The sequence below is a fragment of the Aeromonas simiae genome (genome assembly GCF_014892695.1).
GTDB classification, from domain to species: Bacteria; Pseudomonadota; Gammaproteobacteria; order Enterobacterales; family Aeromonadaceae; genus Aeromonas; species Aeromonas simiae.
Map to the genome: position 1 here is coordinate 2,230,774 of NZ_CP040449.1, position 14,979 is coordinate 2,245,752.

The window sequence follows — 14,979 nt, forward strand, 5'->3', positions numbered from 1 at the left end:
TCCGATTCAGGGGGGAAGTTGCCATTTTCTGGCGTCGCCATGATAAACGACCGCGACGGCGCCCCCCTCAGCCTTGGTGTCAGTCGAGATAGGCCTTGCCATCCAGATAGTGCTTGCGACACAAGGAGACATAACGGTCATTGCCACCGATCTCGACCTGAGCGCCGTCGCGCATCACCTCACCGGCTTCACTGACCCTGGCGTTCATGTGTGCCTTGTTGCCACACCAGCAGATGCTCTTGAGCTCCTCGACCTTGTCGGCCAGGCAGAGCAGGTGGTAGGAGCCGGGAAACAGCTCGGCGCGAAAGTCAGTCTTGAGGCCATAGGCGATGACCGGAATGTTGAGATCATCGACGATGCTGGCCAGCTGGTAGACCTGCTCTCGGGTAAGAAACTGGGCCTCGTCGACGATGAAGACATCGATGGGCTCGCGGGCATGGCGCTCACGGATCAGCGCCAGCAGATCGCTGCTTTCACTGAACACCTCCACCTTCAGTTCAAGGCCAACCCGAGCCGAGATGACCCCCACTCCGAAGCGATCGTCGATGGCTGGCGTCATGGCCAGCGGGCGCATGCCGCGCTCGAGATAGTTGAAGTGAGCCTGGATAAGCTGGGTCGACTTGCCAGAGTTCATCGCGGCAAATTTGTAATGCAAAGAGGCCATCAGGGATCCCGCCAGTAAAATTCAGCCGCGGAGTCTATCACAAAAGCGAGGGGGCCCTTAAGGCCCCCTCGCGTCATTATGCGGTCGCCAGCACCGGCTGGTTACGCCGGATGTGGTAGACGCAAAACAGCACAAACCACAGGGCACTGATCAGGAAGCCGGCCAGCACGGAGTGCATCAGCCCCATGGCGAGGTAACCGAGCGCCGCCCCGAAGGCCACCGAGAGGGCGTAGGGCAACTGAGTCATCACGTGATCGATGTGATGGCAGCCCGCCCCGGTCGCGGAGAGGATGCTGGTGCTGGAGATGGGCGAGCTATGGTCGCCAAACACGGCGCCAGCCAGCACCGCCGCCAACATCGGCAGCAACAGGGCGATGTCGCTGGCGGCCGCCATGTCACCGGCCAGCGGCAGCATGATGCCGAACGTGCCCCAACTGGTACCGGTGGCAAACGCCATGGCGCAGGAGAGCACAAACACCACGGCCGGCAGCACCTCGATCGGCAGGTTGCCGTTGGCCAGGCTGGCTAAGTACTTACCGGTCTCCACATCGCGCACCACGGCACCGATGGTCCAGGCAAACAGCAAGATGTTGATAGCCGGCAGCATTGCCATCACCCCTTGCGGCGCAGTACGCAGCCAGGTCTTGGCATCGAGCTTGAGGCGCAGGGCCAGCGCGATGGAGACCGCCAGGCTGCACAGGGCCCCATAGACCAGGGAAGAGCCGACATTGGTGTTCTCAAACGAACCGAGCAGGCTGAACGGCTCACCATTTTCGGCCAATACGGCAGCGCCGGAGTCAATCATGAAGTAGACGGTGGCGGCGGTCAGGGTCAGGATCGGCAACACCATGTCGAGCATGCTGCCACGGCTATCCTTGGGCGCTTCCATGTCCAGACCGATGGGGCGGCCTTTAGACTCATCCCACAGCTTGCCCTCGAGGGCCCACTGCTCATGCTGGCGCATCGCACCGATGTCGAGCTGAAACGCAATCACCACCAGCACCATGATGAGGGTGAAGACCGCATAGAGGTTCATCGGCACCATCTGCACAAAGGCGGAGATGGGGCTCACATCGGAGACCCCGTGGGCCGCCATGATGCCGCCAATCAGGGCGATGATGTAGGCCCCCCACGATGAAATCGGCATCAGTACGCAGACCGGAGCCGCGGTGGAGTCGAGCAGATAGGCCAACTTGGCGCGGGAGATCTGGAAGCGATCGGTCACCGGGCGGCAAATAGCCCCCACCGAAAGACTGTGGAAGAAGTCGTCGATGAAGAAGGCAAACACCATCAGACCGGTCAGCGCCTTGGCTCCCTGACGGGATTTGGCGCGTCGCTCGGCCCATTCTGCAAAGGCGCGGGTCGCCCCGGAGGCGGTCATCAGGCTGATGAGCCCACCGAGCAGGAACATGAACAGGATCATGTTGATGTTGTCATGGTTGAAGGTGCCGTCGACCCAGAAGATCTTCAACACGGTGCCCATCAGGTAGTGCAGTGAGTCGAGCGGGGAGAAATGATTGAGCAGCAGGCCGCCAGCCAGGATGCCGACCCCAAGGGAGAGCAGCACACGGCGCGTCGTGATCGCCAGCGCGACCGCCAGCAGCGGGGGTACCACGGACCAGGGTGAGTCCGCAAAATGAATGATGTCCATGATCTCTTTACACCTAAAAAGACAAGGTGGAGATCTACCGTAGGATCAAAGAAACAGGACCCAGTGGGGGGCATACTCCTCAGCTCCTTCAGGTAGCGCTCCATAGTGGATGACTATGGCAGTCCTGCACTTCTTAAATGCAGAACCAGCAGCCCGGTATGATGGCCTGGCCACTTCGGCGCTGACTCCTTTCCCCGAACATCGACGGCATCACCCTCCGCTCGGATACTCATAGGCAGCGCGCCTCTACTTAAAGGTATTCGGTTGGCATTTTATCAAGCAGACGATTAATCGCAACCGATAAAGATACCCCTTGTGCATTTGCTACCCAGACAACGAGAAGCAGTGTAAAACACCACCAAAGCGTAAGTGTCTCATATAACTCCACAAATTCAGGGTTAAACACGTCCCTACCGACTCAATATTTCCCCTTTCTATTTCAAATATTTCATGATGGTAGTTATTAACTTGACTAGAAACATTCTGGCGGTTTAAATTTTACAAAACGACACTCTATATGTCAGTCTTATTATCAATAACAGATCAGGTGGTATCTCTATGAACGACTTTCTGAAGGTTCTCTTAAATATTCGCAGCCTGCGCGCCGCCTGCCGTGAATTGACCCAGGAACAACTGCAAGAAGGTTTGGAGAAACTGACCTGCGTGATTGAAGAGCGCCAACAGGAAGCAGCGTCCGAACGCGCCGCTCGCGAAGAACATCAACGCAAGCTGCAAGAATATAGCGACATGCTGAAGGCAGCCGGTATTGATCCGAGTGAACTGGTCACCACGACCAGCACCCCTAGCAAAACCAAAGGTAGCAAACGAGCACCGCGTCCGGCCAAATACCGCTATATGGATAACGGCCAAGAAAAAACCTGGACCGGCCAGGGTCGCATGCCTTCTGCTATTGCTAAGGCCGTTAATGAAGAGGGCAAATCACTGGAAGATTTTGCCATCTGAGTACCTTTGCATGAAAAAACCTCGCCTTATGGCGAGGTTTTTTGTTTTAGCGCTCGCTGGCCTTGCACCAGACGATCTCCGCTTTCCCTTCCCGTTGCAGCAGCACCCTGGCCAGCACGAAAAACCAGTCGCTAAGGCGGTTGATATAGGGCAGCAGGGCCGGATTGAGCGGCTCATGCTGACTCAGCAGCACCAGCTGCCGCTCGCAGCGCCGCGTCAGAGTACGAACCACATGAGCCTGAGCCGCGGCCGGTGAACCGCCCGGTAGAATGAACTGTCGCAGGGGGGGCAGCGTCTCAGAAAATTGATCCATCTCCGCTTCCAGCCGCCGAGTCCATATTTCCGATACCTGCCACAAGGCGCTATTCTGAGCCTCGCAAGGAAATGCCAATTCGCTCCCAACATCGAACATCTCTTGCTGAATTAATTGCAGCATGGGAGATAAAACCGTCGCATTTTCCGGCAGATTCGCAATTAGCAAACCAATTTGGGAATTGAGTTCATCCACCAGTCCATAACTTTCGACGCGAATATGGGTTTTGCTCAAGCAGGAACCATCGGCCAAACGAGTCTGACCTTGGTCACCTTGTCGTGTATATATTCTCATGGGGCTCTTCCATTGAGCAGTGGTAATAACATCTGCTCCAGTCCATTGACTTTGATCTCGTGGGCCAGTGCCAGCGCCTGCCCCAATTTACCGGCAGGAAATCCCTGCCGTGCCATCCATACCAGGTAAGGCTCTGGTAATTCAATCAGACGCCGGCCACGGTATTTCCCATAGGGCATGGCCATATTGAGTTGCAACAGGATATGGCTATCCATCTCCATCAGTCGATATCCAGATACTTGTGGGTCTGAATAGACAACCGCCAATGGCGCTCGATACAGACCCTCATCGCCAGCTCGGTGGCTCGCCGCTTCTGACTGATGGGTTGCAGGGCGATCTGCACATCCGGACGCAGCGTGGCGAAATGCAGCAGTTCGTCGAGCTCCTCGATATGGTGCTCAGTGGCCACCGGATGCTTGATCTCGTTGGCCCGGGCCAGCGCCTGGGGCAGTACGGCAAAGCCCCCTTTCATACCGAGTTTGGGGGAGACAGTGACCCAGGCGGCGTCGTGCACCCGTACCTCGTGGGTGCCGCTGGTCTCGACTTGCACCGCATACCCCTCCCCCAGCAACAGGGTCGAGAGTTCGCGCAAGTCATAGAGGCAAGGCTCGCCACCGGTGATCACCACCAACCGGGCCGTGTAACCGAGGCGACGGAAGCTCTCGAGCACCTCAGGGGCGCTCATCGGGCTCCAGCCATCGGACTCGTTGGAGCGATCGAGCACCTGCTGACTCGCCACTTGGCGCTCCGGATCGACCACCCAGGTATGGCGGGTATCGCACCAGGGGCACCCCACCGGGCAGCCCTGTAGGCGAACAAAAATGGCGGGAAGGCCGGTATTGACCCCCTCCCCCTGTATGGTCTGGAAGATTTCGTTGATCGGGTAGTGAATCATCAATGTCTGTCTGAAAAAAGTGAAGGGACGGCTCAGGCGGCCGCCAACTTGGTGGCAAGGCGGGCACGGACGGCCTCTCCCTGCTCTAGGTATTCGTTCAGGCCACGGGCGCGCAACAAGCAAGCCGGGCACTCGCCACACCCGTCCCCCTGGATACCGTTGTAGCAGGTGAGTGTGTGCTGACGCACCGTGTCGAGGTGGCCATAGCGGTCGGCCAGGGCCCAGGTCTCCGCCTTATCGAGCCACATCAGCGGGGTCTCGAAACGCACCGGCCGATCCATCCCCAGCGCCACGGCGTGGTTGAGCGCCTTGACGAACTCATCGCGGCAATCCGGGTAGCCGGAAAAATCGGTCTCGCATACCCCGGTGATCACCGCCTCGGCCCCAACTTGGTAGGCATAGATGGCGGCCAGGGTCAAAAACAGGATGTTGCGTCCCGGCACGAAGGTGTTGGGCAGACCATTGTCTTGCAGCTCACGACTGACCGGAATGTCATCACGGGTGAGCGATGAGAGGGCCAGTTCGCCGAGCAAGGAGACATCCATCACCTTGTGGGCCTTGACCCCGAGGCGCACGGCCAATGCCTTGGCCACCTCGATCTCGGCCACATGGCGCTGGCCGTAGTCAAAGGTGATGGCGTGAACCTCGTCATAATGCTGCAATGCCTGCACCAGACAGGTGGTGCTGTCCTGCCCACCACTGAATACCACGACGGCAATTCCCATCTTATTCTCCTCGTTTGGCTTGGCTGAAGGCGAGCCACTGGGCATTGAAACGCTCGAACAGGTGCCAGAGCGGTGCATAACGTGCAGGCTCACCCTCCCATTCGCACAGCAGATGATAGCCCGCCTCCAGGGTGGAAAGGGCCCCATTGAAGGGGGCCTTGCGAATTTGGTAGTGGCCGCGGCGGGGCGCAATCGCAACCCGTGGCAACGCCGCCAGCGTCGGGTTCTCCATCAGCATCCGGTAACATTTGCGCCAGGTGCCATCGAGCAGCACAAAACGGGCTGCCGGCTCGGCAGGCAGCGCACTGAGCGGCTGCGCCGTCTCATCCGGCCACAGCAGATAGTGAGGGGCCGCGGTCAGCACCGCCATCAGGGCATTATCCCGCTCCCAGTCGTCCCCCACCCGCAGCTCGGCCCGCCGCAGACTACCCGTCAGCAGATGCGCCGTCCCCTTGGGGTGGGTCGCCTCATTGGGGTGCTGTAGCACCAGCAGCGCCGTCGGATTATCGATACGGGGCAAGTGCGCGCACAGGCAAGCCTTGAGTGCGCGCCGACAATCGGTACAGTAGCGGCTGGAAGCCTGTCGGGAGCCTTGCGTCGTGTTCACTGAAAAATCCGGATGGGTGGCAGCCGCCGCCCTTTCATTGCTGTTATGGGTGCTGTGGATCTGGGTGCCGAACGATGCAATCTCGTTCCAGCGCTCCGCCATCGCCGGCGGGCAATGGTGGCGCATGATAACAGGCAACCTGGCTCACACCAACGGCTGGCACCTGCTACTTAACCTCTGCGGCCTCTGGGTGCTGGTCACCCTGTTTAGTCGCGATCTCGATGCAGCCCGCCTTCTGCTGGTACTCGGCAGCGGTGCATTGGGCGTCACCATCGGGATCTGGCTGCTCTGCCCGCAAACCCAGTGGTACATGGGTCTCTCCGGTGCACTGCACGGCCTGTTTGTCTGGGGGCTGGTGCGGGATCTCTATTTCAAGCGGCGCGGCGCCCGGCTACTGCTGCTGGGTTTTGCTATCAAGTTGCTGCTTGACTGGCAGGGCGGCGGGGAGAATAGCCCGAGCGCCGCCCTGATCGGCGCCCGGGTGCATGTGGGGTCCCACCTGCTGGGAAGCATGGCGGGGTTAGTGCTCGCTCTGGTCAGCCTAAGCTGGCCAGCTCGCCGTTGATGTGCGCTAACACCTGAGCTGGATCGGCCGCCTGAGTGATGGGGCGGCCCACCACCAGGTAATCGGAGCCCGCAGCCACGGCGCGGCTGGGGGTCATGATGCGGCGCTGATCACCCTGCTCGCTGCCAGCCGGCCGGATGCCCGGCGTCACCAGTTTGAACCCGGCGCCCAGCTCACCCTTGAGCAGTTCAGCCTCCTGAGCGGAGCAGACCACACCGTCAAGACCGGCATCCTTGGCCAGCCGTGCCAACCGCAGCACCTGCTCGGCCGGACTCAGGGTCACACCGAGCTCGTTCAGATCGGATTGCTCCATGCTGGTGAGCACGGTCACCGCGATGAGCAGGGGAGCCTTGTCACCATAGGGGGCCAATGCTGCCTTGGCAGCCTCCATCATGCGCCGGCCACCGCTGGCATGCACGTTGACCATCCACACCCCCAGCTCGGCACTGGCGGCGATGGCCTTGGCCACCGTGTTGGGGATATCGTGGAATTTCAGATCGAGGAAAACATCAAACCCCTGCGCCACTAAGCGACGCACGAATGCAGGTCCAAACAGGGTGAACATCTCCTTGCCCACCTTGAGCCGGCACTCGGCCGGGGAGAGGCGTGCCACCAGAGCCAGGGCATCCTCTTCGCGCGCAAAATCCAGCGCGACCACTACTTTCGGATCGTTCATCTCTCTTCCTTTGGGTATTGTCATTCGCCGTCCAGACCGCGGACTGGCTTGATGGTGCCCCACTGCCGGCAGGAGGGGCATTGCCAGAACAAGGAGTGAGTGGCAAAACCGCACTGACGGCACTTGTGGGTCGCTTTGATCTTGATCTGCTCGCCGACCAGATCCTTGAGCATGGCGAGACTCTCCTTGGCCTGCCCCTCTTCGGCGCCGCGCAGTTGCAGCACCATCAGGTGGTGGAAGCCACGCAGGGACGGGGTGCGCCGAAGTTGGCGCAGCACCAGCTCGGAGGCGGACTGGCGCCCCTCTTCCCGCTCGACATATTCAGCCAGCTTGAGGGTGACACAAAAGCCCGCCTTCTCCTCTTGAGCTTGCTGCAACAAGGGGCGGATCCGCTCCGGCTCACCGCTTTTTTCCAGCGACTCGCACAACGGGCCCAACGCCTCACCGGCAAAGTCCACATCCTGATCCAGCACCCGAGTAAACTCACGGGCAGCGGTAGCATGATCGCCCTCCCCCAGCGCCAGCCAGCCCAAGCCAAGGGAGGCGCGAACACAGCCGGGATCGACCGATAGCGCCTTACGAAAACGGGCATGGGCCTGCTTGCGCTGGTTGTCACGTAGCTGCGTATCGGCCAGCTCACAGTGGTAATGGGCGACGGTAGGGGCCAGTTTCTTGCCTTGAAACTTCATCAACCGCTCAGCAACCCCGATCGCCTTCTCCCAGTCGCGCAGCTGCTGATAGATGAGTTGCAGTTGGGAGAACGCCGTCTCTTCAAAGTCGCTGTCTTCGGTCAGCTCCAGCCACAGCTTCTCGGCCCGATCGAGCAGACCGGCGGCCAGAAAGTCGCGCGCCAGCTCCTGCAACGCGAGTTGGCGCTGCTCCATGGTGAGCTGGCGGGTGATGAGGTTCTGATGGATCTTGATGGCACGGTCAACTTCACCACGTTGGCGAAACAGGTTGCCGAGAGAGAGGTGGGTCTCAATGGTTTCGCTGTCTACCTCAAGCAACTGGATGAAGAGGTCAACCGCCTTATCCGATTGATCAGACAGCAGATAGTTCAGACCCGCCACATATTGGCGGGAGAACTGGTTGCTCTGCTTCTGGGTATCCTGGCGAACGCTCCTGCGCCCCATGTACCAGCCATAGCCGGCAGCGATCGGCAGCAGCAGGAAGAGTAGTTCTAGCATCGAGGACGATTATTCCTTGGCGGCCTCGGGTCTGTGCATGGCATCCAGCTCGCGGGACTGGCGGCGCACACTGCGGCCAAGCGCCCGGTTTTCCAGCTTGAGGCGCAGCAGCAGAATGGCAAAGACCACCCAACCCACCACAAAACCAAGGCCGAAGAACAGGCCAAGCAGCGCGGCTAAGGAAAATTCACCCTGTGCAAGCAGGTAGTTAAAGACCACGGTCTGGCCGTTTTGAGAGCCTAACGCCAGCGCCGCGATAAACACCAGGGCCAGAACAAGCAGGGCCACGATACGTTTCATAGGTTTTCCCCGTTGCGACAGTTAACTTAATGATTATCCCTAAAAAAGGGAGCGGACTCTAGCAAGAAAGCAGATCTGGCAGGGGAAACAGGCCACAGGAGGGAGAAAACCGTCTGGTAAAAACAAAAAAGGCATACTTTCGTATGCCGTTTCCTGCAACACTCACTCGGAGAAATTGACCCGCTCGCGCAACTCTTTGCCCGGCTTAAAGTGAGGAACATACTTACCGGTCAGTTCCACCTTGTCGCCCGTCTTGGGATTACGCCCGACGCGCGGAGCACGATAATGCAGGGAGAAACTGCCAAAGCCCCGGATCTCGATACGATCACCCTTTTGCAGGGTCGATGCCATCTGTTCCAGGATCTCCTTGACGGCGGCCTCAACATCCTTGGCCGGCATGTGCATGCGGCTGGCTGCCAGTAGCTCGATGAGGTCTGATTTGGTCATGGCGTTCAATCTCCTCTCCCAATCACAACTGAAGTCCGAGATAAAAAAGGGCGGCGCAGTGCCGCCCTTTTTATGGCTTCAGGGTTTATTCACCCTTAGCGGCCTTGAAAGCCTCAGCCATAGCGTTGCTGAACACGGCATCATCTTGCTGGTTCAGGTTGTCCATAGCAACACGCTCGTCAGCCTCGTCCTTAGCACGGACAGACAGGCTTACGGTGCGGTTCTTACGGTCAACGCCCATGAACTTGGCTTCAACTTCGTCACCAACGGACAGGATCAGAGTGGCATCCTCTACGCGGTCACGAGCAGCGTCGGAAGCACGCAGGTAACCTTCAACGCCGTCGGCCAGCTCGATCACTGCCCCCTTAGCGTCAACTTCAGTTACCTTGCCCTTCACGATAGCACCTTTCTTGTTGTCAGACAGGTACTTATTGAAGGGGTCTTCTTCGATCTGCTTCACGCCCAGGGAGATGCGCTCACGCTCCGGATCCACTTGCAGCACAACGGCTTCGATCTCGTCACCCTTCTTGAACTCGCGAACAGCTTCTTCGCCCTGGTTGTTCCAGGAGATGTCGGAGAGGTGAACCAGACCGTCGATGCCGCCGTCCAGACCGATGAAGATACCGAAGTCGGTGATGGACTTGATCTTACCGGAGACACGGTCACCCTTGGCGTGGGTTTCAGCGAACTGCTGCCACGGGTTGGCCTTGCACTGCTTCAGACCCAGGGAGATACGACGACGCTCTTCGTCGATGTCCAGAACCATGACTTCTACCACGTCACCAACGTTAACAACCTTGGACGGGTGGATGTTCTTGTTGGTCCAATCCATCTCGGAAACGTGAACCAAGCCTTCAACGCCTTCTTCGATCTCAACGAAGCAGCCGTAGTCGGTCAGGTTGGTCACGCGACCGGTCAGGCGGGTGCTTTCCGGGTAGCGCTTGGCGATAGCAACCCAGGGATCTTCGCCCAGTTGCTTCAGACCCAGGGATACACGGGTACGCTCGCGGTCGAACTTCAGTACCTTGACGGTGATTTCGTCGCCGACGTTCACGATCTCGGACGGATGCTTAACGCGCTTCCACGCCATGTCGGTGATGTGCAGCAGGCCGTCAACGCCGCCCAGATCAACGAAGGCACCGTAGTCGGTCAGGTTCTTAACGATACCCTTAACTTCTTGACCTTCTTGCAGGTTAGCCAGCAGGCTTTCGCGCTCGGAGGTGTTCTCGGTCTCGATCACGGCACGACGGGAAACCACAACGTTGTTGCGCTTCTGGTCCAGCTTGATGACCTTGAATTCCAGCTCTTTGTTTTCCAGGTGAGCGGTGTCACGGATCGGACGCACGTCAACCAGGGAGCCCGGCAGGAAGGCACGGATGCCGTTCAGTTCAACGGTGAAACCACCCTTGACCTTGCCGTTGATGATACCGACAACGGTAGCCTGCTCTTCGTAGGCCTTCTCCAGCTGCAGCCAAGCTTCGTGGCGCTTGGCTTTTTCACGGGACAGCTTGGTTTCGCCGAAACCATCTTCGATGGAGTCCAGAGCCACATCAACCAGATCACCAACATTGATTTCCAGCTCGCCAGCGGCGTTCTTGAACTCTTCTGCCGGGATGGCGGATTCGGACTTCAGACCAGCGTCAACCAGAACGAAACCGTTCTCGATGGCAACTACGGTACCCTTAACGATAGAGCCCTGACGGGTTTCTACGGCTTTCAGGGACTCTTCAAAGAGTTGAGCAAAAGATTCAGTCATTGTTTATGTCACAAATGTAAACATCCACTTGGCAATCCGGCTCAAGCGGGGCTGTTTTTACTAGTCTGATCCACTCCTTGGATCAGACAACCGATGTCAGCGCGAACTGGCATCACCTAATTTACTCACAGCGTAAGCCATGACCTCGGCCACTACCTCGTCGATGGTCATGCTGGTGGAATCCACCACCAGTGCGTCCTCGGCCGGACGCAGCGGCGCAACGGCACGATTGCGATCGCGGTCGTCACGCTCCTTAATCTCGGTCAAAAGACGCTCAAAATTAACATCAAAACCCTTTTCTTGCAACTGCTTGAGTCGCCGCTGGGCCCTCTCCTCGGCGCTGGCGTCGAGGAAAATTTTCACCTCAGCATCGGGGAAGACGACCGTCCCCATATCGCGACCATCGGCGATGAGCCCGGGCGCCTGACGAAACGCCCGCTGACGGCGCAGTAAGGCTTCGCGTACACGAGGGAAGGCGGCCACCTTGCTCGCCGCATTGCCGACCTGCTCGGTGCGGATGGTACGAGAGACATCTTCGCCTTCCAGCACGGCACGCACCTGCCCCTCTTCCACCACAAACTGGATATCGAGGTGGGCCGCCAGCGGGGCCAACGCCTCTTCTGACTCCACATCGACGTCATGGTGCAGTGCCGCCAGCGCCAGTACTCGATAGATGGCGCCCGAGTCGAGCAGATGCCAGCCCAGCCGTTCGGCAAGCAACAGACAAAGGGTTCCCTTACCTGCCCCACTGGGGCCATCAATGGTCATAACGGGAGCCTGATTGGGCATACATCCTCCTCAACAAAGGCCGGCAAGCGGCAGGTGATCATGGAGCGGGATTATATCGGAAACCGTCGCCCGAGGGAGAACCGATTGCATCATCAGCGGCTCAGTCGCCTCCTTTTTAGCCATCGCAACGACAAGACCCGAGTTTTTTCATGGCTTTGTTGTGGTAGCTCATCCTCAATGCCCGCGTTAAACTGCACCCCTTCACTCGAATTTGGCAGCAGTAAAGGAGCCACACGTGAGTAGCGTAACCTTGGTCGCGCAATCCAAACTTCCCACCCCCTGGGGGGTCTTTACCATGGTCGGTTTCCAAGAAGCCGGCAGTGGCAAGGATCACGTCGCCCTGGTCATGGGCGATATCAAGGGCGATGAGCCCGTGCTTGGCCGCATTCACTCTGAATGCCTGACTGGTGATGCCCTGTTCAGCCTGCGCTGCGATTGTGGTTTCCAACTGCAAGCCGCCTTGCAAAACATTGCCAAAGCAGGCCGCGGTGTCTTGCTTTATGTTCGCCAGGAAGGGCGTGGCATTGGCCTTTTGAACAAGATCCGTGCCTATCACCTGCAAGATCAAGGCGCCGATACCGTTGAGGCCAACGTTGCGCTCGGCTTTGCCGCCGACATGCGCGACTACACCATCTGCGCCGACATGCTCAAGTTGCTGGAAGTCAAATCCCTCAAGCTGATGACCAACAACCCGCGCAAGGTCAAGGCAATGGAATCCTACGGCATTCCCGTGGCTGAGCGAGTACCGCTGCAAGAGGGACGCAACCCCTACAACGAGTTCTACCTCAACACCAAGGCCAGCAAGCTGGACCACATGCTCAAGAAGTAAACGCTCTGATTGCCGGAAGGCCGACACCATAACAAGCCTTCCGGCGTCCACTCGCAGGTCCACCGCCAAGACCAGTCGTAACGGGGTGTGAGCAGCCCCTCGCCAAGAGAGAGGAGGCCCTCATGTACCGTGTCGATACCCATACCCACACCGTCGCCAGCACCCACGCCTACAGCACCATCCACGACTATCTGCCGGTTGCCAAGGCCAAAGGGATCACCTTGTTTGCCACCACGGATCACGGGCCGGCCATGGCCGATGCCCCCCACTACTGGCACTTTGTGAACCTCAGGGTGTTACCACGCGTGGTTGATGGGGTGGGGATCCTGCGTGGCATCGAGGCCAACATCAAAAACGAACAGGGCGAGATCGACTTCGGCGATCCCCACTTGCAAGAGCTCGACATCGTGCTGGCCGGCTTCCACGAGCCCGTCTTCCCCCCTCGCGACAGAGAGAGTCACACCCGGGCCATGATCAACACCATCCGCAGTGGCAAGGTCGATATCATCAGCCACCCAGGTAACCCCGCCTTCCCCATCGATATCGACGCCGTCGTCAGGGCCGCCGCCGAGCACCAGGTCGCCCTTGAGATCAACAACTCCTCCTTCGCCCACTCACGCAAGGGCAGCGAAGCCAACTGCCGCGCCATCGTCGAGGCGGCGCGCGATCTCGGTGCCTGGCTCGCCTTTGGCTCTGATTCTCACGTCGCCTTTACCCTGGGGGACTTCGAACACTGCCACGCTCTGGTGGACGCCGCTCGCTTCCCCCGCGAGCGCCTGCTGGCTACCAGCCCGGAGAGCCTGCTCGGTTTTCTGGAGCGCCGCGGCCATCCCCGCATTGCTGAATTTGATATTTTTCGCTGAATAAAAATCAGGCGATCTAGCTACCAAGGTAAATTTTTTAGAACAAGCCATTGACTGAGAATGGTTTTTTCCTATGATCGGGAACCACGCCGGTATAGCTCAGTTGGTAGAGCAGCGCATTCGTAATGCGAAGGTCGTAGGTTCGACTCCTATTACCGGCACCAAACAAAACAAAGACTTAGCATTGTGATGATACTAAGTCTTTGTGCTTTTTAGCTCTATACCCCTCCCCATACCCCGCTTTTGTTCTTCATTACCCTCCTGTCCTTCACTTTCTGATCCGGCTACGTCCAAAATACACTTCCCCTTGTTTCAAGTACTGAATACGTCTCATTACATTATTTTACAGATATATGTTATTTCCATGAACCTACCCAAGGGACTGCACAGAGCAGTCCCTTTTTCATTGGAGATCTCCCATGGCTCACCTTATCGATACGATGGCCTACACCGGCCAAACCCCTTGGCATGGCCTTGGCAATGTCTTGCCCCCGCAACAATCTCTCGATATCTGGCTGCAGGCAGCCGGGATGAATTGGACCATCGAGCAGAGCGACGTGATGTTTAACGTCGCCTCCGATGCGTTGCATATTCGCCCCTACAGCGACAGCAAGGTGCTTTATCGCTCCGATACCCTCGCCCCCCTGTCGGTGGTCTCAAGCCGCTACAACGTGGTACAGCCTCACGAGGTGCTGCACTTCTATCAAGACTTGGTGGAAGCCGGTGGCTTTGAGCTGGAAACAGCAGGCTCGCTCAAAGGTGGTCGCAAGCTGTGGGCACTGGCTAAGACCGGCCAGGATCTAAAACTCAAAGGCAATGACTTGGTAAAGCCCTATCTGCTGTTGGCGACCAGCTGCGACGGCACACTCTGCACCACGGCGCAGTTCACCTCGCTGCGGGTGGTATGCAACAACACCCTGCAGATGACACTGCGCGGTGCTACCGGTGCCATCAAGGTGCCCCACTCCACTCAGTTCGATGCGGCGACCGTCAAAGAGTCGCTCGGGCTGGGGCTCTCTCATTGGGATGAGTTCAAGGCACAGACTAAGGAATTGGCACAACGGCCAGTCGCCCCCGAAGAGGCGCTACGCTTTTTCAGCGACCTGTTGGCGCAACCGCTCGATGAGGAGAGCATCATCCTCACCAAGCCGGTACAACGCCTGCATGAGCTCTATCAGGGCGCGGGTATGGGCTCAGAGCTTGCCAGCTCCCGCAATACCGCCTGGGGACTGGTCAATGCGGTCACAGAATACGTGGACCATCATCGCCGTGCTCGCAGCCAAGATCACCGGCTCGATTCCGCCTGGTTTGGTCAGGGCGCTCAACTCAAATCCCAAGCCCTGAGCCAAGCACTCACTCTGCTGCAGTCATTCCGCTTACTCATTCAAACCGCATAACGACCTCACCCGGATTGGCGCAAGCCAATCCGGGCGTCGCCATTTATGCCGTCAACAA

The 14,979-nt window shown here is 58.4% G+C and carries 18 protein-coding genes, 1 tRNA gene and 1 riboswitch; of the genes, 6 read left to right on the plus strand and 13 right to left on the minus strand.

Annotated elements, in window-relative coordinates; genetic code table 11:
- Nucleotides 1-79: 79 nt before the first annotated feature.
- Nucleotides 80-664, minus strand: coding sequence for a thymidine kinase (locus FE240_RS10545; protein WP_193000786.1), 585 nt, complete (start codon nucleotides 662-664; stop codon nucleotides 80-82).
- 76 nt (nucleotides 665-740) lie between these two features.
- Nucleotides 741-2,315, minus strand: coding sequence for a Na+/H+ antiporter NhaC family protein (locus tag FE240_RS10550; protein WP_193000788.1), 1,575 nt, complete (start codon nucleotides 2,313-2,315; stop codon nucleotides 741-743).
- Between the two features lie 85 nt (nucleotides 2,316-2,400).
- Nucleotides 2,401-2,572: riboswitch (Lysine riboswitch) on the minus strand.
- A gap of 301 nt (nucleotides 2,573-2,873) precedes the next feature.
- Here FE240_RS10550 and FE240_RS10555 point away from each other — a divergent pair.
- The gene (locus tag FE240_RS10555; RefSeq protein ID WP_193000790.1) at nucleotides 2,874-3,278 is read left to right on the plus strand and encodes an H-NS family histone-like protein; all 405 of its coding nucleotides are present in this window, start codon (nucleotides 2,874-2,876) and stop codon (nucleotides 3,276-3,278) included.
- A 46-nt stretch (nucleotides 3,279-3,324) separates the two neighbouring features.
- Here FE240_RS10555 and FE240_RS10560 read toward each other — a convergent pair whose 3' ends face one another.
- Genes FE240_RS10560 through FE240_RS10580 form a run of 5 tightly spaced genes read right to left on the minus strand, consistent with a single transcriptional unit; the run spans nucleotide 3,325 to nucleotide 6,214 of the window.
- Nucleotides 3,325-3,885, minus strand: a complete 561-nt coding sequence (locus tag FE240_RS10560; protein WP_193000792.1) for a cob(I)yrinic acid a,c-diamide adenosyltransferase — start codon at nucleotides 3,883-3,885, stop codon at nucleotides 3,325-3,327.
- Complete coding sequence (locus tag FE240_RS10565; protein WP_193000794.1) at nucleotides 3,882-4,106, minus strand: DUF3820 family protein; 225 nt, start codon at nucleotides 4,104-4,106, stop codon at nucleotides 3,882-3,884. The genes FE240_RS10560 and FE240_RS10565 overlap by 4 nt, the downstream gene beginning before the upstream one ends.
- The gene (gene queE / locus FE240_RS10570; RefSeq protein WP_226799137.1) at nucleotides 4,106-4,777 is read right to left on the minus strand and encodes a 7-carboxy-7-deazaguanine synthase QueE; all 672 of its coding nucleotides are present in this window, start codon (nucleotides 4,775-4,777) and stop codon (nucleotides 4,106-4,108) included. Before queE ends, FE240_RS10565 begins: the two co-directional genes overlap by 1 nt.
- A 35-nt stretch (nucleotides 4,778-4,812) precedes the next feature.
- A complete protein-coding gene (gene queC / locus FE240_RS10575) occupies nucleotides 4,813-5,505 on the minus strand; it encodes a 7-cyano-7-deazaguanine synthase QueC (protein ID WP_193000798.1) in 693 nt (230 codons plus the stop codon).
- 1 nt (nucleotide 5,506) lies between these two features.
- Nucleotides 5,507-6,214, minus strand: coding sequence for a tRNA-uridine aminocarboxypropyltransferase (locus FE240_RS10580; RefSeq protein ID WP_193000800.1), 708 nt, complete (start codon nucleotides 6,212-6,214; stop codon nucleotides 5,507-5,509).
- Between FE240_RS10580 and rrtA the strand changes: the two genes are divergently transcribed.
- Nucleotides 6,105-6,677 carry a rhombosortase gene (rrtA, locus tag FE240_RS10585; protein WP_193000802.1) on the plus strand — a complete coding sequence of 191 codons (573 nt, stop codon included), beginning with the start codon at nucleotides 6,105-6,107 and terminating at the stop codon, nucleotides 6,675-6,677. The two genes, FE240_RS10580 and rrtA, sit on opposite strands and share 110 nt — an antisense overlap.
- Here rrtA and pyrF read toward each other — a convergent pair.
- The 6 genes from pyrF to cmk form a co-directional block, all read right to left on the minus strand.
- Entirely contained in the window at nucleotides 6,649-7,353 is a 705-nt protein-coding gene (gene pyrF / locus FE240_RS10590; protein ID WP_193000804.1) for an orotidine-5'-phosphate decarboxylase, read from the minus strand. The genes rrtA and pyrF overlap by 29 nt on opposite strands.
- Before the next feature lie 20 nt (nucleotides 7,354-7,373).
- Entirely contained in the window at nucleotides 7,374-8,540 is a 1,167-nt protein-coding gene (lapB, locus tag FE240_RS10595) for a lipopolysaccharide assembly protein LapB (RefSeq protein ID WP_193000806.1), read from the minus strand.
- A 9-nt stretch (nucleotides 8,541-8,549) separates the two neighbouring features.
- Nucleotides 8,550-8,840 (minus strand): LapA family protein, encoded by a 291-nt coding sequence (locus FE240_RS10600; protein ID WP_193000808.1) that lies wholly within the window; start codon nucleotides 8,838-8,840, stop codon nucleotides 8,550-8,552.
- A gap of 162 nt (nucleotides 8,841-9,002) precedes the next feature.
- On the minus strand, nucleotides 9,003-9,287 hold the full coding sequence (gene ihfB, locus FE240_RS10605) for an integration host factor subunit beta (RefSeq protein ID WP_042044651.1): 285 nt from the start codon (nucleotides 9,285-9,287) through the stop codon (nucleotides 9,003-9,005).
- 85 nt (nucleotides 9,288-9,372) lie between these two features.
- Nucleotides 9,373-11,043, minus strand: a complete 1,671-nt coding sequence (rpsA, locus tag FE240_RS10610; protein ID WP_042044650.1) for a 30S ribosomal protein S1 — start codon at nucleotides 11,041-11,043, stop codon at nucleotides 9,373-9,375.
- Between the two features lie 96 nt (nucleotides 11,044-11,139).
- Nucleotides 11,140-11,832: a (d)CMP kinase gene (cmk, locus tag FE240_RS10615; protein WP_193000810.1), complete on the minus strand. Its 693-nt coding sequence runs from the start codon at nucleotides 11,830-11,832 to the stop codon at nucleotides 11,140-11,142.
- A 235-nt stretch (nucleotides 11,833-12,067) separates the two neighbouring features.
- Here cmk and ribA point away from each other — a divergent pair, with 235 nt between their 5' ends.
- The 4 genes from ribA to FE240_RS10635 all read left to right on the plus strand — a co-directional run bounded on the left by ribA (nucleotide 12,068) and on the right by FE240_RS10635 (nucleotide 14,921).
- A complete protein-coding gene (gene ribA, locus FE240_RS10620; RefSeq protein ID WP_193000812.1) occupies nucleotides 12,068-12,661 on the plus strand; it encodes a GTP cyclohydrolase II in 594 nt (197 codons plus the stop codon).
- A gap of 122 nt (nucleotides 12,662-12,783) precedes the next feature.
- Nucleotides 12,784-13,524, plus strand: coding sequence for a phosphatase (locus FE240_RS10625; protein WP_193000814.1), 741 nt, complete (start codon nucleotides 12,784-12,786; stop codon nucleotides 13,522-13,524).
- Nucleotides 13,525-13,612: 88 nt separating this feature from the next.
- Nucleotides 13,613-13,688, plus strand: a tRNA-Thr gene (locus FE240_RS10630).
- A gap of 255 nt (nucleotides 13,689-13,943) precedes the next feature.
- A complete protein-coding gene (locus tag FE240_RS10635; protein WP_193000816.1) occupies nucleotides 13,944-14,921 on the plus strand; it encodes a DUF932 domain-containing protein in 978 nt (325 codons plus the stop codon).
- Nucleotides 14,922-14,979 lie beyond the last annotated feature (58 nt).

Bases quoted from the DNA above. Each gene is read 5' to 3' on its own strand.
- FE240_RS10545 (WP_193000786.1), bottom strand. From the start codon at position 664: ATGGCCTCTTTGCATTACAAATTTGCCGCGATGAACTCTGGCAAGTCG.
- FE240_RS10550 (WP_193000788.1), bottom strand. From the start codon at position 2,315: ATGGACATCATTCATTTTGCGGACTCACCCTGGTCCGTGGTACCCCCG.
- FE240_RS10555 (WP_193000790.1), top strand. From the start codon at position 2,874: ATGAACGACTTTCTGAAGGTTCTCTTAAATATTCGCAGCCTGCGCGCC.
- FE240_RS10560 (WP_193000792.1), bottom strand. From the start codon at position 3,885: ATGAGAATATATACACGACAAGGTGACCAAGGTCAGACTCGTTTGGCC.
- FE240_RS10565 (WP_193000794.1), bottom strand. From the start codon at position 4,106: ATGGAGATGGATAGCCATATCCTGTTGCAACTCAATATGGCCATGCCC.
- queC (WP_193000798.1), bottom strand. From the start codon at position 5,505: ATGGGAATTGCCGTCGTGGTATTCAGTGGTGGGCAGGACAGCACCACC.
- FE240_RS10580 (WP_193000800.1), bottom strand. From the start codon at position 6,214: ATGGCGGAGCGCTGGAACGAGATTGCATCGTTCGGCACCCAGATCCAC.
- pyrF (WP_193000804.1), bottom strand. From the start codon at position 7,353: ATGAACGATCCGAAAGTAGTGGTCGCGCTGGATTTTGCGCGCGAAGAG.
- lapB (WP_193000806.1), bottom strand. From the start codon at position 8,540: ATGCTAGAACTACTCTTCCTGCTGCTGCCGATCGCTGCCGGCTATGGC.
- FE240_RS10600 (WP_193000808.1), bottom strand. From the start codon at position 8,840: ATGAAACGTATCGTGGCCCTGCTTGTTCTGGCCCTGGTGTTTATCGCG.
- ihfB (WP_042044651.1), bottom strand. From the start codon at position 9,287: ATGACCAAATCAGACCTCATCGAGCTACTGGCAGCCAGCCGCATGCAC.
- rpsA (WP_042044650.1), bottom strand. From the start codon at position 11,043: ATGACTGAATCTTTTGCTCAACTCTTTGAAGAGTCCCTGAAAGCCGTA.
- cmk (WP_193000810.1), bottom strand. From the start codon at position 11,832: ATGCCCAATCAGGCTCCCGTTATGACCATTGATGGCCCCAGTGGGGCA.
- FE240_RS10625 (WP_193000814.1), top strand. From the start codon at position 12,784: ATGTACCGTGTCGATACCCATACCCACACCGTCGCCAGCACCCACGCC.
- FE240_RS10635 (WP_193000816.1), top strand. From the start codon at position 13,944: ATGGCTCACCTTATCGATACGATGGCCTACACCGGCCAAACCCCTTGG.